Genomic DNA, 18,466 nt, shown 5'->3' on the forward strand with positions numbered 1-18,466 from the left:
GGGCAGTTTTTTTATTGCTACCTTTGGTAGAAACCACAACCTGCATGAAAATTAAAGATATTACAGCTATACTTGAGCAAATGGCCCCGCTGGCTTATGCCGAAGATTTTGATAACGTGGGCCTGCTTACGGGCAGTGCCGATACCGAAGTTACAGGCATTTTAGTATGCCATGATGCACTTGAAGACGTTATAAGCGAAGCCATTGCCAAAGGCTGCAACCTTGTGGTGTGTTTTCACCCCATACTGTTTAGTGGGCTAAAGAAAATAACGGGTAAAAACTATGTAGAACGCGCCGTTATAAAAGCCATAAAAAATGATGTTGCCCTTTATGCCGTGCATACTGCGCTGGATAACCACCGCCAGGGGGTAAACAAAATTTTTGCCGATGCGCTGGGGCTTGACAATACTAAAATACTGGTGCCAAAAGAAGGGTTTATCCGCAAGCTGGTTACCTATACCGTGCCCGAAAACCACCTTAAGCTGCGCAATGCCCTGTTTGATGCCGGGGCAGGCAGCATAGGCAATTATGAAAACTGCAGCTTTAACAGCCGCGGTACAGGCACCTATCAGGGCAATGAATTCAGCGACCCGCAAATAGGGCAGCAGGGCGAGTTTATGGAAAGCGAGGAAATTAAGGTTGAGGTTACGTTTGAAAAACACCTTGAGAACAAAATACTTAAAGCGCTTTTTGAAAACCATATTTATGAGGAAGTGGCTTATGAGGTGTATACCCTTACCAACAGTCACCAGAATATAGGCCTGGGTATGGTGGGCAGCCTGCCGGAAGCCCTTAATGAAGCTGATTTCCTGCAGCTGGTTAAAGATAAAATGCAGGCCGGGGGCATTCGCCACAGCGGGTTTATCGGTAAAAAAATACAAAAGGTAGCTGTATTGGGCGGTTCGGGTAGTTTTGCCATTAAAAATGCTATAGCTGCCGGGGCCGATGCTTACCTGACTGCCGACCTGAAATACCACCAGTTTTATGAAGCCGAGGGCAAACTGCTCCTGGCAGACATTGGCCACTATGAAAGCGAACGCTACACAGCCGATTATATGGCGCAGTTTATTGCCGGTAAAACCACTGCAATTACCGTGCTGGTGGCCGAAACCGATACCAACCCGGTTAAGTATTTTTAAGGCTGCGGCCAAAAATAAAAATTAGTGCTTTATAGTACGAAAAAAATTTCTAATTTTGCAATCATTTTATTCGGAAGAAATACAAATCCAGTTAAGTACTTTATAAATTATGGCGAACAAGGAACTAAGTGTTGAAGAAAAACTAAGGGCACTTTATGATTTACAGTTAATTGACTCAAGAATTGACGAAATCAGGAATGTAAGGGGTGAGCTTCCCCTTGAGGTTGAAGACCTTGAAGATGAAGTGGCCGGTCTTACTACAAGGCTTGAAAAGCTAAAAACCGACCTTGACTCCATTGAAGACCAGATAAAAGAAAAGAAAAACGCTATAGACGACCACAAAACTGCCATTAAAAAATATGGTGAGCAGCAAAAAAATGTGCGCAACAACCGCGAATTCAACTCGCTTACAAAAGAGATTGAGTTCCAGGAGCTTGAAATTCAGCTTGCTGAAAAGCACATTAAAGAAATGAAGGCTTCTATAGAGCATAAAAAAGAAACCATAAGCGGCAGCCAGGAAAAACTTGAGGCTAAGAGCACACACCTTGGCCACAAAAAATCTGAGCTTGATGCCATTATGGCCGAGACTGAAAAGGAAGAGAACTTCCTTAAAGAAAAATCTGCCGAATACCAGGCGCAGATTGAAGACAGGCTTCTTGCTGCTTACAACCGCATTCGCGGCAGCGTGCGCAACGGCCTTGCTGTAGTAAGTATTGAAAGGGGTGCAAGCGCAGGTTCGTTCTTTACCATACCACCGCAAACGCAAATGGAAATTGCTTCACGCAAAAAAATCATTACCGATGAGCACAGCGGAAGGATACTGGTAGACAGCTCGCTTGCTGAAGAAGAAAGAGAAAAAATGGAACAGCTTTTTGCCAGCCTATAATATTGAGCCCCTGCCCAGCAGGGGCTTTTTTGTTTTAAAACCATGCCTGTAATCTTAAAATTTATCCTTGCCAAACTGGTGGGGCTATACGTAAACATCCTCAGCCTGTTTGCGCCTAAAAAGGCCGCCCGGCTTGCCTACCGTTTTTTTACACAGCCACGGTCGGGCAAGTTAATGCACAATAACCTGCCGGGTATTTTGCGTGAAGCCCAAACCGAAACCGTTACTATAGACGATACTGCTTTTCAAACCTATGTATGGCCGGGCAATGCAACTACGGTATTGCTGGTACACGGGTGGGAAAGCAATGCCGGCAGGTGGAAACTGCTTATAAGCTACCTTAAAAAAGCGGGTTGCACCATTATTGCGCTCGATGCGCCTGCACACGGGCTTACTGCCGGAGAGGAATTTAATATTCCGCATTATGCCGTGTTTATAGATTATATGGTGCAGCGCTACAAGCCGCAGTTTATGGTGGGGCACTCTATAGGCGGTGCTACGGCGCTTTACTACCAGTCGCACTACCCAACTACCACAACCATAAAAAAAATGGTGGTGCTGGGCGCCCCGTGCGATTTGCGTACCGTTATAAACAACTTCCGCAATACATTGTGGCTGGCGCCGTGGGTGGTGCAGAGCATGAAGCAATTGCTTACCGACAGCTACAAGGTAAACCCCGATGATTTTTGCGGCGATATGTTTGCCACTAAAATCTGTACGCCGGGCTTGCTTATACACGATAAAAAAGACCCTACAGTGGCGTATAAAGAAGGGGTTAAGATTGCCAAATCATGGCCGTCGGCGCGCTTTATTACCACAAAAGGCCTGGGGCACAGTATGCACAATGCTGCTATGTATGAAGAGATATATGACTTTTTGTTTGGGCATGACCCCATGGCGTTAAACGCCGGCGGAGAGGCGGGGACAATGGCGGGGTAACATCACGGCAACTCCGTATGATATCAATGTTATATGGCATGATTTGTTTACCTTTGCCCCATGGAAGAATTGAAGCGCCTCAACAAGTTTATTGCAGAAACCGGGTATTGTTCGCGCCGTGAGGCCGACAAGCTGATTGAAGAAGGCAGGGTAACCCTTAACGGCATTGTACCCGAAATGGGGACCAAGGTAAGCCCTGATGATGAGGTGCGTGTAGACGGCAAATTGATTACCGAAAAGCGCGGTAAACACACCTACCTGGCGTTTAACAAGCCGGTGGGCATAGAGTGTACTACCAACCAGGATGTTAAGCATAATATTGTTGACTTTATTAATTACCCCAAGCGCATTTTCCCTATTGGCAGGCTGGACAAGGCCAGTGAAGGGCTTATTTTTATGACCGATGACGGCGATATTGTAAATAAGATACTCCGCGCGCGCAACAACCACGAAAAAGAATATATTGTAACGGTAAACAAACCCATTACCGACCGTTTTATACAGCGTATGGGCAACGGTGTGCCTATCTTGGATACCATTACCCGCAAATGTAAGGTAGAGCAGGTAAGCAAGTACATCTTCAGGATTATACTTACGCAGGGGCTTAACCGCCAGATTCGCCGTATGTGCGAATACCTGGGCTATGAGGTTACGGGACTAAAGCGCATCCGTATCATTAATATATCGCTTGATGTGCCCGTAGGCCGCTACCGCGAGCTTACCGCTACCGAGATTAAGAAACTGAATACACTGATTGAACCCAGCAGCAAAACGGAAGAGGCGAGTTTGCCAAAGCCTGAGCAAAAGCCATCTAACCCTCCAAGGGGGAACAGGCCTGCGCCGCGCGATGATAAGAGGCCGGGGTTTAGGAGGAGGGGTTAGGTTCTCACAACCCAGTTTTCGATTATTATATCCTGAAGCCTTTCGAATTCAGCAATGTTTTCAGTTACCATTATCAGGTTTGAAGATATGGCAGTAGCTCCAATCAGCAGGTCAAAATCGCTAATAAGCTGTCCTGATTTTCTCAGTCTCGATTTTTCTTTGGCATAAAGATAAATACAGTCTATTATCGGGATGATGGTAAGCCTTTGAGTGAAAGCTTCTATAAGTTGTAGGTTTTTCTCAGGATTATTGCTGTGTTCGGCACCGTAAATAAGCTCGGCCAACGTTATTTCAGATATAGCGCAGTTGTGAAATCCTACTTCCGTAAACTTTTTATCGAGGGTAAATTTACCCCTGAAAAAATGCACACAAATATTGGTGTCTAAAAGGTATTTCATTTAGAAGTTATCAATATCACGGCTGTTAACACGGGTATTTTTTATATCGCTGATAATTTCGTCAGAATCCCTGTTGTCTTCCCAAGCACCAAACATTGATTCAATATCATTTGGCTTAGGTGCTTTATCCTGCGCTACAGATTCGTTAAGGCCTTCCAGTATCTTCTTCCTCGATTTAAGGTCGAAACTACGCAGTAAATCCAGGTATTTTTTTAGTGAAGAGTTATTTAATGATATGGTAGCCATAATATTGCATTTAAGCCAAAGATAATGAATTTATTCAGACTTTCAACTCTGCCACTTAGCTACTCTGCGCTACAAGCTCAGCATTTCTTTGAACAGGGCCGATTGCCTGCGGCTTATTTCTACCTCGGTGCCGTTATTCATAATGGCGCGCAGCTTGCCGTTAAACCAGTTGTCTACGTTTTTTATGAATTGCAGGTTGATAACCTGCTGGCGGTTGGCACGGAAAAAAAGGTGCTGCGGCAGGCGCTCTTCAACCTGGTTGAGCGATTTGTAAATAAGGGGTTTGTTATCGGCAAAATACACGCGGGTATAGTTGCCTACAATTTCAAACAGCTGTACCTCGCTTAGCTTTACCAGCCAGCACTTTTCGCCATCCTTAATAAAAATCTGGCTGTTTTCGGTAAGCAGGCCTGATGCCTGTGGTGACGCGTCCGGATCCTGCAGCCCTGTTGCGGCAGGGGCGGCCAGTTTAGCCTTTACCTTTTCTACGGCATCGGCAAAACGCTTATCGCTAATAGGCTTTAGCAGGTAATCAAGTGCATTATATTCAAACGATTTTATGGCATACTCATCAAACGCGGTAGTAAAGACTGTTATGGGAACGTCATCCAGCATCTCCAGCAGGTCAAAACCATCTTTGCCGGGCATGTTTATGTCCAGGAAAATTAAATGCGGCTGAAGGCTTGTAATGAGCTCGTAGGCATCATCTACGTTCTCTGCCTCGCCTATAACTTCCAGCTCGGGGTGGTGCTTTATCAGCTCCTTAAGCTCATTGCGGGCCAGGCGCGAGTCTTCTACTATTATGGTCTTGATGGTCATAGCGGTATGCAGATTTTGGCTTCAACAAAGTTACCGTTTTCAGTAAGGCTAAAGGTGGCGCTGTCGCCAAATATAAGGTACAGGCGTTTTTTTATGTTCTCAAGCCCCAAGCGGGTGCTGCCTTCTTCAAAATTAAGGTGGCCGCTGTTGGCTACTATTATAATCAGTTTGCCGTCTTCTATTTGCGATGACAGGTTTATGCTGCCGCCTTCCTTAAGCTTGCCTATACCGTGCTTAGAGGCGTTTTCTACCAGCATTTGCACAATCATGGGCGGTATGGCTATGTTAAGCGTTTCGGGCGCTACGCTTATGTTAAACTGCAGGCGGCCTTCAAACTGTATTTTGCTTATTTCTATGTAGTTGTCTACCGTTTGCAACTCTTCCTTAAGCGGAATGGTGTTTACGCCGTTTTTTGTCAGGCTGTAGCGCAGCATTTCGCTAAGGCGGGTAATCATATCGCGCGATCGGGCAGGGTCTTCCAGTATCAGCCCCCGTATGTTGTTGAGGCTGTTGAACATAAAGTGCGGGTTTATTTGCCCTTTAAGGGTGTTGAGCTGGCTTTCGCGCAGGGTGGTTTCCATTTGAAGCTGGTTTAGCTTTACCTGGTTGATGTATTGGTACACCTTAATAGCAATGATAATAAACAGCCATATAGCAAAAATGGTGGCAAAATAAGGCAGGTTGGTTAAACGTGTATCAAAAGGTATGGCAACTTCTTTGCCCATGTAGTGCAGGTATACCACCTCAAGCATGGGCCACAGGGCTATAAAGTAAATAATAACCACATTAAAAAACACAAGGCCAAGCCACAGGGTGCTTTTTTTGCGGATGGTGCCAAAGTTTACATAGTTTTCTACATATAGCAGTAAAAGGTTAGAAAGCACATAGGCCAGTGTGCCGCAAATAAGCCCTTCAAAAAGGTAGTAGGCCTGTGCCGGCCCCCTGTGTACTTCGTCTAAAAAACGGAGGTAGTAGCTCAGTTTTTCTAAAGAGAGGGTGCACAGCACATACAGGTTAAAGCCTATTAGGCTAATTATGTGGTATTTTGGGCTTGATAGTAGCTTCATAATCTATAAAAAAAGCCGGGCAGTTGATGAAGCAGCCCGGCAAACTAACTCAAATATAACCTTTTTGCAGTAACTGTTTCGGTTTGACTGATGACTGAACGGGGTTATGGGGTGCTACCGGTTATGCAAACAGGCTGATAACGGTATCTATAAATGCTTTGATGATGTGTACAAAGATTGAAATCATGGCTTAAGGATTTTTAGTGGTTAATTAGTAGTCCAAAAGTACCTGTTCTTTATGTATGGAAATATAAAAATATGACGAACGGTGGATTTGAAATGATGAACGGCGATTTAGTCGAAGGTCGAAAGTCGAAAGTTGAAGGTCGAAAAACTAATAATAGGGATTAATGTCTCTTATTTTTGGTTTACGACAAAATTCACGATATATCGTGAATTTTTTTTCGAAGAGGGTGATTGAATGTCGAAGATCAAAATTAATAAAACCGGGAAACTCATTTATGTTTTTGACTTCCCTTTTTATGGCTTTATGACCTTTGACTTTCGACTGAATATTGAACTCCAAAAGTGAAAAATTAAGCACTTTTCGGGGTGTGATTGTAAGAAAATACGGTATTTGAACCGTAAAAAATAATTGCGTACCTTTGTTTGAAATTTGCAATTTTATGGTAACTATGGAAACCGAGAGCCTGGAATCATTTTACGAGTTGAAAGCCCAAAAGGTGCCTGATAACATAAACAGCGCCGTGGGGCACTTTAATGTGTTTCGCCTGGAAGACTGCCTGCACGACCGCCCGGTGCGCTATGCACGCCGTGATTACTACAAGATTACGTTTATACGTGGCCGCAACCGTTACCATTATGCCGATAAAAGCCTGGAAGTGAACGGTACTGCGCTGGTGTTCTTTAACCCGCAGGTGCCCTACACGTGGGAAAACCTGGATGATGACACTACCGGGTACTTCTGTATTTTTACACCGGCATTCTACTCAGAGAAGTCGCGTACCATACTTACTGAGCTGCCCATGTTTTCTATTGGCGGTAAGCCGTCTTATGTGCTTGATAATGAGCAGGAGGCTGCCATTGCCACCGTGTTTGAAAAGATGCTGGGCGAGATAAACAGCGATTATGCTTTTAAGTACGACCTGCTACATAGCTATCTTAATGAGCTGATTCACTTAGCGTTAAAAACCGAACCACAGGCTAACCTGTACAGCCACCCTGATGCCAATTCTCGCATTACAGCGGTGTTTAAAGAGCTGCTGGACAGGCAATTCCCCATAGAAACACCGGTGCAGAAGCTGGCGTTGCGTTCGGCGGCTGATTTTGCCGATAACCTTTCGGTACACGTAAACCACCTTAACCGCGCTGTTAAGGCCAGTACCGGTAAGACCACCACGGCTCACATTAGCGAACGCCTTGTGGCTGAGGCTAAAGCACTCCTTAAGCATACCGACTGGAATATTGCCGAAATTAGCGATAGCCTTGGTTTTGAGGAAGCTGCGCATTTTACCAACTTCTTTAAAAAGCAAACGACCGTAACACCCGGTAAATACAGGGTTGTTTGATTTTTGCAATTATTGGTTTGAATTTTGTATTTTAACCTGATTATCAGTGAGTTAACTTTGTGCTATCAAATTAAACAAAGTTATGGACAATCAGGTTAAAACATGGTTTGTTACAGGCGCTTCAAAAGGCCTTGGGCTTTCGCTGGTAAAACAACTTCTTGAAAAAGGCCAGAAGGTGGCCGCAACTTCGCGAAACCTTCAGCAACTTATTGACAATGTGGGGTATAGTAGCAATAACTTCCTGCCGCTTGCCGTAAACCTGGCCGATGATACTTCGGTTAAAGCAGCTGTAAACCAAACCGTTACCACTTTTGGCAGTATAGATGTACTGATTAACAATGCAGGCTACGGTATTGGCGGCAGCCTTGAGGAACTGACTGATAATGAGGTGCGTGCAGCGTTTGACGTAAATGTGTTTGGCACAATAAATACCATAAGGCATACACTCCCACACATGAGGCAGCAACGTAACGGACACATTATCAACATTTCATCTATTGCCGGTTATGCCGCCGGAACAGGCTGGAGTGCTTATGCAGGTACTAAATTTGCCTTATTTGGGCTTACCGAGGTGCTGGCAGATGACGTTAAGTCGTTCGGAATCAAGGCTACAGTGGTGGCGCCGGGGGCTTTCCGTACCAGTTTCCTTACCGATGAATCTATTGTGCTGCCTGCCACGCCTATATCCGAATATGAAGACGTAAGGGCTTCAAATTCAAAGACTATAGCCCTTGACGGCAAGCAGGCCGGCGACCCTGAAAAGGCTGCTGCCATTATGATAGATGCCGGCCTTAGCGATAACCCGCCGCTGCACCTGTTTTTGGGTAGCGATGCTTATCGCCGTGCTACCGCCAAGATTGAAGCCATTAGCGCTGAAATCACGTCACTAGAAGACCTTACTATTTCTACAGATTATTAATTATCAATCACTTATTATTTAATTATGGACACTAAAACATGGTTTATTACCGGTGCCTCTAAAGGCTTCGGACTGGAATTTATTACCCAATTATTGGCTCAGGGCCACAATGTTGCAGCTACATCGCGCACGCTTAAAGGCCTTACCGATGCCGCAGGAGCGCATGAAAACCTGCTTCCGCTTGAAGTTAACCTTACTGATGAACAGAGTGTTGGCGCAGCAGTTGCCCAAACTATAAGCCGTTTTGGCAGGATAGATGTAGTAGTAAACAATGCCGGTTTCGGTTTGTTTGGCGCTGTGGAAGAACTTACTGATGCTGAGGCCCGTAACAACTTTGATGTGAATGTATTTGGTTCGCTAAATGTTATCCGTGCCGTAATGCCGCACCTTCGCGAGCAGAAAAGCGGCCACATCTTTAATATCTCGTCAATTGGCGGATATACAGGTGGTTTTGCAGGTTTTGGTATTTACTGCGCCACAAAATTTGCAGTATCGGGCCTTACTGAAGCCCTTGCTGTTGAGGCTAAACCGTTCAATATCAATGTAACGCTGGTGCTTCCGGGCTATTTCAGGACTTCATTCCTTACCGATGAATCGCTTGCGCTGCCTAAAAACCAGATTGAAGCCTATGCTTCTGCACGTGAGTCGCAGGCGCTTCATAAACAGCAGATTAACAACAACCAGCCGGGCGACCCTGTAAAAGGCGTGGCGGAAATGATTAAGCTTGCTGAGGTACAAAACCCGCCGGTTTACTACTTCCTTGGGCCTGATGCAGTAGGTATGGCCGAGCAGAAAATAGCTTCGGTACAGGCGGAAATTGAAGCATTCAGGGCTTCAAGCACGTCTACAAATTTTTAATTTGTAAGCATTTTAATTGATTTACAGGCTGTTTGTCATTTCGACGCAGGAGAAATCTCTTGAGATTCCTCAACTTCGCTGCGCTTCGTTCGGAATGACAGGCAGCCTGTTTTTATTTTAGTTTTACCCGGCAAATGTAGTGGTGGGCGGTAATGTAGAGGTAGCCGTCGCCAAAATTACAGTTGGCCGTGGGTACGCCTGTATGTAGCCTGCCCAGCAACTCGCCTGTAGATGAAATCACCACAATGCCTTGTGCGGCAGCGGCATACATATTGCCATGCGCATCGACTTTAATACCATCTGCCCCGGTTTTGCCCAGTTGTTTTTCGTATTTGGAGAAATCAAAAAACACGCTGCCTGCACCCACTGTACCATCTTCTTTTATAGGATATTGCATAATCTGCGGGTTTTGCCCGTCACTCTGTGCCACATATAATACCTTCTCATCTGCCGAAAGGGCAATACCGTTAGGGCGGTTGAGGTTGGCTATTATTTGTTTCACATTGCCTTGTGGGTCAATACTATACACCCCATTTTCTTTAATCTCACGGTTTTCGGTATCGGTTTCGCGTCCGGGCAGCCCATAGGGTGGGTCGGTAAAATAATAGGTACCGTTAGTGCTTTGGCAAATATCATTGGGCGAACTGAACCGCTTTCCCTGCCAGGTATCGGCCAGGGTAATTTTGCCGCTTTTCCCGTTAAGGGGTAACTCACTAATGCGGCGGTCGCCGTGCTCGCAGGCTACAAGGTTGCCTTTGTTGTTTATTATCACCCCGTTACTGCCGGGTTCATCGCTATATTGCCCCAGTCCTGTATAGCCCGATGGTTTAAGGAACGGTTGCAGGCCGCCTTTTTCATCCCACCTGAAAATAGTGTTTTGGGGTGCATCGCTAAACAGCAGGTAGTTGCCGTTTTTAACCCACACCGGGCCCTCAGCCCATTTAAGGCCTGTAGCTATTACTTCTATTTTGGCATCATGGGGAATGATATCGTTAAATTTCGTATTATAAATATCGGTTTTCCCAATGGTAGGATATACCTGCTGTGCCTGTCCAAAAATAGAAATAAGAACCAGCATGCCGACATATTTTATACTTATTTTCATTTGAAATTGAGGGTGTTATGAAATTTGTAAGATTTTTGATTACATTAGTGTAAAAATTTAAAGCTATGAAAAAAATTACAATGTTTGCCCTGTTTTTTGCAGCTCTTACAAGTTGCCAGGATGATGAAGGAACGGTTTTAACCGAACCCGTAACTGTTGAATTTACTGCGGTACAGCAGGGAGCCTTATCCGGCGAACCATTAGATGCCGCCAATTTTGTTATTAATACTTCCCAGGAATGGAACGCCTTTAAATCAGTTGCCAATAGTGCCTACGGTATTGCCGGTTATGACGTGTTTGAAGGTGTTGCTGTTGATTTTGAGCAGTATACTGCATTAGCTGTTATAGACCAGTGGTGGGGTAACGGAGGCTATAGTGTCCAGATTACTTCGGTTATTGATAATGGTGGCGAGATAAATGTTGGCATAGACCATGCATCGGTAGAAGAAGGCAATGTAACATCGGTACACTGCCAGCCGTTTCATGTAATTAAAATACCCAAAACCACTCTGCCTGTGGTTTTTGAATAACAATAAAAAAGCCCCGAAAGGGGCTTTTGCTATTTAGTTTACCTTGATTACTATGGGTAACTGATATACCGTGCGAACCGGCTGGCCTTTTACTTTGCCGGGTTTCCACTTGGTTTTTATGCTGTTAAGCACCCTTAAGGCTTCTTTACCTGCACCGTGTCCCGGATCTTTAAGCAGTTTAATATTGCTTATAGAGCCGTCTTTTTCTACCACAAAACTTACAGTTACCTTAATCATGCTTTCGCTCTGCATTTCAGGCGCTTTAAAGCGGTCGGCAATCTGCTGGCGGAATTTGCCTATACCACCCGGAAAATCAGGCTTTTCATCCGGCGCGTATACTATGTTAGAAGTACCTGTTCCGTCGGTTGTAGTAGGTTCATCGCCTGTGCCGCCGGGTACACCCGCTGTGGTGCCCATTATATTGCCGCCTTCGGTACCGGGATTGGTGGTAGCGGCAGGTATGGCATTTTTAAGCGCATCCATATCCGGAATGTCTACCGTAACCGGATTTGACGTAGCCACAAGGGGCTGTAGTGCAACTGTAGGTACTGCAGAAGGCGCAGGGGCAGCTGCTTCAGGCTGTGGCTTTGGTGTTTCAGGTTCGGGCTTAGGCTCAGGCTTGGTTTCTTCCGGCATTTTGTAAATTTCGTCAATATCTACCGGAGTAATAAGCACTTTAGGCTCTTCTTTGGGCAGGCCGGCTGTATCACTAAAAAGGTTTACCGTATACGGTATCCCTACAGCGGCACCCAGCAGCACAATACCCGAAAACAGGGCAATCATAGTGGTTTTAGAATCGTCTTTTCTAAGTTTGTAAGCACCGTATTCTTTGTTACGGCCTTCAAATACAAGGTCAATCCATTCTGAATTGAAAACACTGTTTTTTGACATAATTGGAGATTTTTTAGAGTTAGTAAATTACTTATATATCTATAACGATATAGTATATGCACATAGTATGCCAAAATCTAAAATATTTCTCCTGATGCCTTTACAGTCAGTTGGTTATGTTTGTGGATATTTTGAAGTAATTTTGAGTAAACACTTCTAAAAAAGTAATGAAAAGGGCAGGGGAGACTTGAAAACTACTTTTTCTTTAAAACTTCAAGTAAAAGTTTTTTTGCACGCAATATTTTAACCTTGATGTTGTTAAGGGGTTCTTCAAGCTGATTGGCTATTTCCTGGTAGCTCAACTCCTGAAAATAACGCAGCTGCAATACTTCCTGATATTGCGGTTTAAGCTGCTTGATACACGTTAAAAGGCTCGACAGGTTTTGTTCGCGGATAAGCTTATCCTCTGCAGAAGGCGAGGAATCAGCCACATTGTAGGCCCTACGCTCTTCTTCATCAGAAATATCAATATCCAGAAACAACGATGTACGTTTTTTGCGCAACAGGTCTATATGCACGTTCTTGGCAATGGCTATAAGCCATGTATTAAAGGCATATTCCGGATTGTAAGTGCTAATGCGGTCAAAGGCCTTAGAGAAGGTTTCAATGGCTATATCTTCGGCATCGGTTTCATTTTGGGTGCGTTTCAGCATAAAGCCGTAAACCTCATTCCAAAAGAAATCCAGCAAAAACGTAAAGGCTACCTGGTCGCCTGTTTTTGCCTTTTCAATATTCTGCTGTATTATGGTGGAATTTATCTCCAATGCACGGGTTTCTTAAACAGGTTTGCCGTAAAGGCATACAGTTGTGTGAAGATAAGCATTATTTCTATAAAAGGGTACCAGTATACGGTATCTTTTTCGTTAAGGCGCCTGGCACTCTGCGCAAGCGTTGTCCAGGTAATAATATAACGTAATACTACTACCGGTACTAAAAACATCCAGTTATATTGTAATATGGCAAGCGCTATGGCAAAGCCAAAGAACAGCAGTTGCAGTATAAAGAATGCTTTAAGCTGTAGCCTGTCAAACGATTTAAAATAACGTGTGGTATACAGCCTTTTGCGCTTATCGCGAATAAACTCTTTGTAGGTTTTATTGCTTTCGCGGGTGGTAATGCTTTCGGGCGTGTAGCAAATGGCAGTATTCTTTTTGTGGGCTGCCTCGTTAATAAACAGGGCATCTTCGCCCAGGCGTATTTTAATGTGCTTAATGTAGCCGTTGTGCTTAAACCATTCGTCTTTTTTATAGGCAAGGTTACGGCCGTTACCCGTGTAGGGGCTGCCTGCCTTAGCCCATGCAAAATAGCTTGTGGCGGCCAGCATACCATCAAAACGGATAAGTTTGTTAAGCAGCGAGTTTTTCTTTTTTTGCAGTGCGCTGTAGCCCAATACTATGGTTTTACTCAGGGTAAACTGGCTAACCATGCTGGCGATCCATTGGTTAGATGCAGGCATACAGTGCACGTCTATAAACAAAAGGTAGTCTTTGCTGGCGGCCTTAATGCCCAATGTCAGGGCATACTTTTTATTGGCCCAAAAGGCTTCGTTATTTTCTACCTTAACCAGCTTAACGTTGTGGTACTGCTTTTCAAAAGCCTCTAAAACATCTATGGTTTCATCCTGAGATGCGTTGTCTACCAATACTATTTCAAAGTCGGGATACTCCTGTGCTACAAGCGCAGGTATAAGCCTGTTTACCTCGTCTATATTATTCTTAACGCTTACAATAACCGATACGGGTATTTTTTTAGCCGTTATGGCCTGCGGCTTTATGAAGGCAAATTTGCCCAATATGCCCAGGTACCAGGCCAGGTGTAGTGCGGTAATTGCGGCAAAAACATAAAAAATAATGTTCAGCATATAGGCGTTTCAAATTTTTTGCAAAAGTAATTAAAAAAAGTACGCAGTGGGCAGATAGCAGGAGGCAGTTTACAACTACAGTCAGCAGTTTTTACACTACGTTTACTTCGGCTTCTATGGCAATGCCAAAGTTTTCTAAAACAGCCTTTTGTACATTTTTGGCAAGGTCAAGTATATCCTGGCCTGTGGCATTACCGTAGTTTACCAATACCAGTGCCTGTTTTTCGTGTACGCCAGCATCGCCAAAACGTTTGCCTTTAAAGCCGCATTGTTCAATAAGCCATCCGGCGGGTACTTTTATGTAGGTGTCATCGAGCGTGTAGTGCGGCATTTGCGGGTGCAACAAGTACAGCTTTTCAAACTGCTCTATGGTAATAACCGGGTTTTTAAAGAAGCTGCCGCTGTTGCCCAGCTCTTGAGGATTTGGAAGCTTGCTTTCGCGAATGGTGCTTATGGCCAGGCCTACATCTTTAATGGTAGGTACGCTGATGCCGTTTTTGGTGAGTTCGGCGGCAATATCGCCATAAGAGGTGTTTATTTTATGGTTGGTTTTGGTAAGCCCAAATGTTACCGAAGTTATAATGTACCGGCCCTTTAGCTCATTTTTAAAGACGCTTTCGCGGTAGCCAAACTCACACTCAGCATTGGTAAAGGTGCGCACGGTTTGGGTGGCAATTTCCATGGCTTCGCAGCTTACCATAACATCTTTAATCTCGGTGCCATAAGCGCCAATGTTTTGTATGGGTGCAGTGCCTACCTTGCCGGGAATAAGCGACAGGTTTTCTATACCGCCGTAGTTTTGGCCAATGCAGTGTTGCACAAAGTTGTGCCATACTTCACCGGCCATAGCCTTAACGTGCACTTTGGCATCGTCCTGCCACACCACTTCAATCCCTGTAAGGTTAACGTGTATAACCAGTGCGTCTACATCCTGCGTAAGCAGCATATTGCTGCCGCCGCCCAGTATAAATAGTTTTTTACCGGCGTTTTCACGAAGTGCTTCGGCAAGCTCTTCAATTGTGGTAACAGATATGTATTCTTTTGCAAGGGCACTAATGCCAAAGGTATTGTATGCTTTAAGTTGTTGGTTTTTATGAATTTCCATCAGGATAGTTACGTTGGGTTAGGTGCAAAAGTACAGCTTTACTGTTATTCTGTAGCTAAGGCACGGTTTAAAAACTCTACAAGCGGTTTTAGCACAATAAGCTTTTCGGCTGTGTCCTGAACAAAAGTTTTGCTAAGCAGGTCTTTCTTGCTTAGTTTGGCTGTAGCCAGGAAGGTCTTGAATTTGAGCAGCTCAATAGCCGGGTGGTTTTTATCAAAATCCTTTGGGGCAGATTTAAGCACCATGCCCTCATCAGTATCAAGTCTGCCGTATACTTTTTTAAAGTCAGGCGCATTAAGTATGTCTTCCAGCTCATCATAAAAACCGTCAATCTCGCGGCGTACTTTTTTAAGTTCGCTTGCTTCGGGCATGTAAAGGCCACCGCCGGCAAAACCGCTATCGGGCTCTATGTGCACGTAATATCCGGCAAGGTTGGTGTTCTTTTTACCCTCGCACATCCAGATGCCCATGTGGGTTTTGTAAGGCGTTTTGTCTTTACTAAAACGGATGTCGCGGTTTATGCGATAGGAACAGTCTTTAAACTCAAGCGGTTCAAGGGTTTCGTCTAGCGGCTTCATTACATCAAGAAACGCATCAACGGTATCGCGGTAGTCTTTTTTATAGTCTTCATAGCGGTCCTGGTTAGCCTGGAACCAGTCGCGGTAGTTGTTATTCTTAAGGTCTTCGAGAAACTGAAGGGTGTCTTTTGTTATCATGTGTTACTTCCACTTTTGGGGATTAAGTGATGTGTGTATTACAGCAAGTATTGTTATTTGATTTTTATTAAGGTCAAGGGCGTAGTGAATCAGATAAGGAAAAACAGATACCACGGCGGTATGAACATTTTTATATCTTATTTGATAAGAATCAGGATTATTTTTTATGAAATCAAATTCCTGACGTATGGTATCAACAAAACGACGGCCTAAACCTTTTTGTTTGTCTTCATACCATTTTAAGGCTTGGCGAATATCTTTTTTGGCTCTTAGGGATACAGTTAATTTCACTCCTCCAGTTCTTTAAGTAAATCGTCGAGTGCTTCATTATAATCCTGGAACTCTTCATCTCCATTTTTTATAGCCTCAAGCCTCCTGTCCAATTCTTCTTTATGCCATTCAGGAATATCAGTATCTGTATCAATATTTTTAAGCTTCTTTTTTAAAGAAAGCCATTCCTGAATGGGGATAAAAACACCTGTTGTTTCTCCCTTACCATCTAATATATATTGCAAATTCATCTTGAAAAGTGTTTTTACGAAGTTACAAAATTATTACATACCAAACATCCTGTAGCTCTGGTGGGTTTCCTTCACAATGGCCTCGGTACGGTCGGGGTGGGTATCGCTAATGAATATCTGCCCGAAGACCTCGCCATCTATCATTTGTACAATTTTTTGCACGCGGGTTTCGTCGAGTTTGTCAAACACATCGTCAAATAAAAGGATCGGGAGTACTCCGCCCTGTTTTTTCATGAACTCGAACTGGGCGAGCTTCAGGGCAATAAGGTAACTCTTTTGCTGGCCCTGGCTGCCGAATTTCTTTATGGGGTGGCCGCTTATTTCAAACAGCAGGTCGTCTTTATGGATGCCCACGCTGGTATATTGTAGCACACGGTCGCGCTGCAGGTGTTCTTCTAAAAGCTGGGTAAGGGGTTTGGTGTGCAGGTGGCTGTCATAGGCCAACGTTACTTCCTCGGCCGAATCAGTAATGGCCTGGTGGTGCTTGTTGAAGATGGGCACAAAATCATCAAGAAAGGCTTTGCGCTTTTCAAAAATGCGCTGCCCCAGTGCATCGAGCTGCTCGTTGTATATATATAAGGTGTCGCGGTCAAACGTATGGTTGAGCGCAAAATACTTTAGCAGGGCATTGCGCTGGCTAAGCACCTTTTGGTAATCAATAAGCTGTTGCAGATAGGCGGTGTCCAGCTGCGATATAACTGCATCGAGGAACTTGCGTCGGGTTTCGCTGCCCTCGGTAATCAGGTCGGCATCGCTGGGGGAAATGATAACCAGCGGAATGAGGCCAATGTGCTCGCTAAAGCGGTCGTACACCTTGCCGTTGCGTTTAAGGGCTTTTTTCTGGCCTTTCTTAAGGCTGCACACAACCAGCTCGTTACGGCCTTGTTTTTCAAAATTGCCCTCAATAACAAAAAACTCCTCGCCGTGACGAATGTTTTGCACCGCCAGGGGGTTAAAATAGCTGCGGCCATAAGCCAGGTGGTATATGGCATCGAGCACATTAGTCTTGCCCACACCGTTGCGGCCCACAAAGCAGTTTATCTTCTCGTCGAAATCGTATGAGGCTTCTGCAATGTTTTTGTAGTTAATGAGTGATAAATTCTTTAGGTGCATTTGCTAAAAGCTCTGAGTATGAAAACCCTCCGTAAAGGGCAGGGGTTTTATAAAGAACCCGCAAATTATCAAAAAATATCGGGAAAAGCTGTTTTAATATTCAATAAAAATTATATTTTTGCGCTCACTAAAATAAAATAAATGGCAACGTATAATAAAAGAGGTTTTAAGGCGCCAAAGCCTGAAGAAGAAAAAGTAGTTGTAGAACAGCCTGTTGAAGATGCAATAATTGACGACAGCAACAGTACAACCGCTGAAGTATTTAACAAGCTTGACGAAGGTGCTAACAAAACCGAAGAATGGGTAGCCAAAAACCAGAAAGCCATTTTTGGTGTAGTGATTGCCATTGCACTTGTGGCTGTAGGTTATCTTGCATATGACAAGCTTGTAGAAAGCCCTAAAGAAGAAGAGGCTGCTAACGATATGTTCCAGGCTGAAAAATATTTCCAGGATGCACTTAGCGCCCCGGCTGCTAACGACTCTCTGTTTAAGCTTGCCCTTAATGGTGGCGAGGGTAAACTGGGCCTTCTTGGCATAATTGAGCAGCATGGTGGTACTAATGCCGCTAACCTTGCCCATTATGATGCCGGTGTGGCTTTTCTTAACACCGGTAAGTATAAAGAGGCTGTAGAGCACCTTGAGCAATTTAAAACGAATGATGAGGTACTTAAAGCACAGGCTACCGGCCTTACAGGCGATGCTTATGTGCAGCTAAACACTAAAGACTACCAGGAAAAAGGCCTTTCGCTTTATGCTGATGCAGCCAAAGCCACTACTAATGATGCTATTGCACCATACTGGCTAAACAAGGCTGCCAAGCTTGCACTTTATCTTAACAAGAATGAAGATGCCCTTAAGTACTTTAAAGAAATTAAAGAAAAATACAGCGCTTCGCCGGAGGCATCTCTTGCAGATGCTTACATAGCAAGGCTTGAAAAATAA

At 44.3% G+C, this 18,466-nt stretch carries 22 protein-coding genes; 9 read left to right on the forward strand and 13 right to left on the reverse strand.

The window, feature by feature from the left end; all coding sequences use genetic code 11:
* Positions 1–44: 44 nt before the first annotated feature.
* The 4 genes from AM279_RS19405 to rluF all read left to right on the forward strand — a co-directional run bounded on the left by AM279_RS19405 (position 45) and on the right by rluF (position 3,846).
* A complete protein-coding gene (locus tag AM279_RS19405) occupies positions 45–1,139 on the forward strand; it encodes a Nif3-like dinuclear metal center hexameric protein (protein ID WP_054409692.1) in 1,095 nt (364 codons plus the stop codon).
* A gap of 109 nt (positions 1,140–1,248) precedes the next feature.
* Complete coding sequence (locus AM279_RS19410; RefSeq protein ID WP_054409693.1) at positions 1,249–2,025, forward strand: zinc ribbon domain-containing protein; 777 nt, start codon at positions 1,249–1,251, stop codon at positions 2,023–2,025.
* 42 nt (positions 2,026–2,067) lie between these two features.
* Positions 2,068–2,964 (forward strand): alpha/beta hydrolase, encoded by an 897-nt coding sequence (locus AM279_RS19415; protein ID WP_054409694.1) that lies wholly within the window; start codon positions 2,068–2,070, stop codon positions 2,962–2,964.
* Between the two features lie 60 nt (positions 2,965–3,024).
* Positions 3,025–3,846 (forward strand): 23S rRNA pseudouridine(2604) synthase RluF, encoded by an 822-nt coding sequence (rluF, locus tag AM279_RS19420; protein ID WP_054409695.1) that lies wholly within the window; start codon positions 3,025–3,027, stop codon positions 3,844–3,846.
* Here rluF and AM279_RS19425 read toward each other — a convergent pair.
* The 4 genes from AM279_RS19425 to AM279_RS19440 form a co-directional block, all read right to left on the reverse strand.
* Positions 3,843–4,244: a type II toxin-antitoxin system VapC family toxin gene (locus AM279_RS19425; RefSeq protein WP_054409696.1), complete on the reverse strand. Its 402-nt coding sequence runs from the start codon at positions 4,242–4,244 to the stop codon at positions 3,843–3,845. The genes rluF and AM279_RS19425 overlap by 4 nt on opposite strands.
* Positions 4,245–4,490 carry a hypothetical protein gene (locus AM279_RS19430; protein ID WP_054409697.1) on the reverse strand — a complete coding sequence of 82 codons (246 nt, stop codon included), beginning with the start codon at positions 4,488–4,490 and terminating at the stop codon, positions 4,245–4,247. It abuts the gene before it with no gap.
* 69 nt (positions 4,491–4,559) lie between these two features.
* Positions 4,560–5,309, reverse strand: a complete 750-nt coding sequence (locus tag AM279_RS19435) for a LytR/AlgR family response regulator transcription factor (RefSeq protein WP_054409698.1) — start codon at positions 5,307–5,309, stop codon at positions 4,560–4,562.
* Complete coding sequence (locus tag AM279_RS19440; protein WP_054409699.1) at positions 5,306–6,376, reverse strand: sensor histidine kinase; 1,071 nt, start codon at positions 6,374–6,376, stop codon at positions 5,306–5,308. The genes AM279_RS19435 and AM279_RS19440 overlap by 4 nt, the downstream gene beginning before the upstream one ends.
* Before the next feature lie 635 nt (positions 6,377–7,011).
* Here AM279_RS19440 and AM279_RS19445 point away from each other — a divergent pair.
* The 3 genes from AM279_RS19445 to AM279_RS19455 all read left to right on the forward strand — a co-directional run bounded on the left by AM279_RS19445 (position 7,012) and on the right by AM279_RS19455 (position 9,682).
* On the forward strand, positions 7,012–7,905 hold the full coding sequence (locus tag AM279_RS19445; RefSeq protein WP_054409700.1) for a helix-turn-helix domain-containing protein: 894 nt from the start codon (positions 7,012–7,014) through the stop codon (positions 7,903–7,905).
* A gap of 82 nt (positions 7,906–7,987) precedes the next feature.
* Positions 7,988–8,824, forward strand: coding sequence for an SDR family NAD(P)-dependent oxidoreductase (locus AM279_RS19450; protein ID WP_054409701.1), 837 nt, complete (start codon positions 7,988–7,990; stop codon positions 8,822–8,824).
* 24 nt (positions 8,825–8,848) lie between these two features.
* The gene (locus AM279_RS19455) at positions 8,849–9,682 is read left to right on the forward strand and encodes an SDR family oxidoreductase (protein ID WP_054409702.1); all 834 of its coding nucleotides are present in this window, start codon (positions 8,849–8,851) and stop codon (positions 9,680–9,682) included.
* A gap of 112 nt (positions 9,683–9,794) precedes the next feature.
* Here AM279_RS19455 and AM279_RS19460 read toward each other — a convergent pair whose 3' ends face one another.
* Entirely contained in the window at positions 9,795–10,787 is a 993-nt protein-coding gene (locus AM279_RS19460; RefSeq protein ID WP_054409703.1) for an SMP-30/gluconolactonase/LRE family protein, read from the reverse strand.
* A 65-nt stretch (positions 10,788–10,852) separates the two neighbouring features.
* Between AM279_RS19460 and AM279_RS19465 the strand changes: the two genes are divergently transcribed.
* Positions 10,853–11,317 carry a hypothetical protein gene (locus tag AM279_RS19465; RefSeq protein ID WP_054409704.1) on the forward strand — a complete coding sequence of 155 codons (465 nt, stop codon included), beginning with the start codon at positions 10,853–10,855 and terminating at the stop codon, positions 11,315–11,317.
* A 33-nt stretch (positions 11,318–11,350) separates the two neighbouring features.
* Here AM279_RS19465 and AM279_RS19470 read toward each other — a convergent pair whose 3' ends face one another.
* The 8 genes from AM279_RS19470 to recF form a co-directional block, all read right to left on the reverse strand.
* Positions 11,351–12,208, reverse strand: coding sequence for an energy transducer TonB (locus AM279_RS19470; RefSeq protein WP_054409705.1), 858 nt, complete (start codon positions 12,206–12,208; stop codon positions 11,351–11,353).
* Between the two features lie 194 nt (positions 12,209–12,402).
* Positions 12,403–12,972, reverse strand: coding sequence for an RNA polymerase sigma factor (locus tag AM279_RS19475; protein ID WP_054409706.1), 570 nt, complete (start codon positions 12,970–12,972; stop codon positions 12,403–12,405).
* Positions 12,963–14,069 (reverse strand): glycosyltransferase, encoded by a 1,107-nt coding sequence (locus AM279_RS19480; protein WP_054409707.1) that lies wholly within the window; start codon positions 14,067–14,069, stop codon positions 12,963–12,965. Before AM279_RS19480 ends, AM279_RS19475 begins: the two co-directional genes overlap by 10 nt.
* A 91-nt stretch (positions 14,070–14,160) precedes the next feature.
* Entirely contained in the window at positions 14,161–15,174 is a 1,014-nt protein-coding gene (gene murB / locus AM279_RS19485) for a UDP-N-acetylmuramate dehydrogenase (protein WP_054409708.1), read from the reverse strand.
* Positions 15,175–15,218: 44 nt separating this feature from the next.
* Positions 15,219–15,890, reverse strand: coding sequence for a DUF2461 domain-containing protein (locus tag AM279_RS19490; protein ID WP_054409709.1), 672 nt, complete (start codon positions 15,888–15,890; stop codon positions 15,219–15,221).
* A 3-nt stretch (positions 15,891–15,893) separates the two neighbouring features.
* On the reverse strand, positions 15,894–16,181 hold the full coding sequence (locus AM279_RS19495; protein ID WP_054409710.1) for a type II toxin-antitoxin system RelE/ParE family toxin: 288 nt from the start codon (positions 16,179–16,181) through the stop codon (positions 15,894–15,896).
* On the reverse strand, positions 16,178–16,411 hold the full coding sequence (locus tag AM279_RS19500; protein ID WP_054409711.1) for an addiction module protein: 234 nt from the start codon (positions 16,409–16,411) through the stop codon (positions 16,178–16,180). The genes AM279_RS19495 and AM279_RS19500 overlap by 4 nt, the downstream gene beginning before the upstream one ends.
* Positions 16,412–16,444: 33 nt before the next feature.
* Positions 16,445–17,524 (reverse strand): DNA replication/repair protein RecF, encoded by a 1,080-nt coding sequence (gene recF / locus AM279_RS19505; protein ID WP_054409712.1) that lies wholly within the window; start codon positions 17,522–17,524, stop codon positions 16,445–16,447.
* Positions 17,525–17,665: 141 nt separating this feature from the next.
* Between recF and AM279_RS19510 the strand changes: the two genes are divergently transcribed.
* Positions 17,666–18,466: a tetratricopeptide repeat protein gene (locus tag AM279_RS19510; protein WP_054409713.1), complete on the forward strand. Its 801-nt coding sequence runs from the start codon at positions 17,666–17,668 to the stop codon at positions 18,464–18,466.

This window comes from Flavobacterium akiainvivens, from assembly GCF_001278115.1.
GTDB classification, from domain to species: Bacteria; Bacteroidota; Bacteroidia; order Flavobacteriales; family Flavobacteriaceae; genus Flavobacterium; species Flavobacterium akiainvivens.

Excerpts from the sequence above, each read along its gene's own strand:
- AM279_RS19405 (WP_054409692.1), top strand. The coding sequence starts at position 45 with ATGAAAATTAAAGATATTACAGCTATACTTGAGCAAATGGCCCCGCTG.
- AM279_RS19410 (WP_054409693.1), top strand. The coding sequence starts at position 1,249 with ATGGCGAACAAGGAACTAAGTGTTGAAGAAAAACTAAGGGCACTTTAT.
- AM279_RS19415 (WP_054409694.1), top strand. The coding sequence starts at position 2,068 with ATGCCTGTAATCTTAAAATTTATCCTTGCCAAACTGGTGGGGCTATAC.
- rluF (WP_054409695.1), top strand. The coding sequence starts at position 3,025 with ATGGAAGAATTGAAGCGCCTCAACAAGTTTATTGCAGAAACCGGGTAT.
- AM279_RS19425 (WP_054409696.1), bottom strand. The coding sequence starts at position 4,244 with ATGAAATACCTTTTAGACACCAATATTTGTGTGCATTTTTTCAGGGGT.
- AM279_RS19430 (WP_054409697.1), bottom strand. The coding sequence starts at position 4,490 with ATGGCTACCATATCATTAAATAACTCTTCACTAAAAAAATACCTGGAT.
- AM279_RS19435 (WP_054409698.1), bottom strand. The coding sequence starts at position 5,309 with ATGACCATCAAGACCATAATAGTAGAAGACTCGCGCCTGGCCCGCAAT.
- AM279_RS19440 (WP_054409699.1), bottom strand. The coding sequence starts at position 6,376 with ATGAAGCTACTATCAAGCCCAAAATACCACATAATTAGCCTAATAGGC.
- AM279_RS19445 (WP_054409700.1), top strand. The coding sequence starts at position 7,012 with ATGGAAACCGAGAGCCTGGAATCATTTTACGAGTTGAAAGCCCAAAAG.
- AM279_RS19450 (WP_054409701.1), top strand. The coding sequence starts at position 7,988 with ATGGACAATCAGGTTAAAACATGGTTTGTTACAGGCGCTTCAAAAGGC.
- AM279_RS19455 (WP_054409702.1), top strand. The coding sequence starts at position 8,849 with ATGGACACTAAAACATGGTTTATTACCGGTGCCTCTAAAGGCTTCGGA.
- AM279_RS19460 (WP_054409703.1), bottom strand. The coding sequence starts at position 10,787 with ATGAAAATAAGTATAAAATATGTCGGCATGCTGGTTCTTATTTCTATT.
- AM279_RS19465 (WP_054409704.1), top strand. The coding sequence starts at position 10,853 with ATGAAAAAAATTACAATGTTTGCCCTGTTTTTTGCAGCTCTTACAAGT.
- AM279_RS19470 (WP_054409705.1), bottom strand. The coding sequence starts at position 12,208 with ATGTCAAAAAACAGTGTTTTCAATTCAGAATGGATTGACCTTGTATTT.
- AM279_RS19480 (WP_054409707.1), bottom strand. The coding sequence starts at position 14,069 with ATGCTGAACATTATTTTTTATGTTTTTGCCGCAATTACCGCACTACAC.
- murB (WP_054409708.1), bottom strand. The coding sequence starts at position 15,174 with ATGGAAATTCATAAAAACCAACAACTTAAAGCATACAATACCTTTGGC.
- AM279_RS19490 (WP_054409709.1), bottom strand. The coding sequence starts at position 15,890 with ATGATAACAAAAGACACCCTTCAGTTTCTCGAAGACCTTAAGAATAAC.
- AM279_RS19500 (WP_054409711.1), bottom strand. The coding sequence starts at position 16,411 with ATGAATTTGCAATATATATTAGATGGTAAGGGAGAAACAACAGGTGTT.
- recF (WP_054409712.1), bottom strand. The coding sequence starts at position 17,524 with ATGCACCTAAAGAATTTATCACTCATTAACTACAAAAACATTGCAGAA.
- AM279_RS19510 (WP_054409713.1), top strand. The coding sequence starts at position 17,666 with ATGGCAACGTATAATAAAAGAGGTTTTAAGGCGCCAAAGCCTGAAGAA.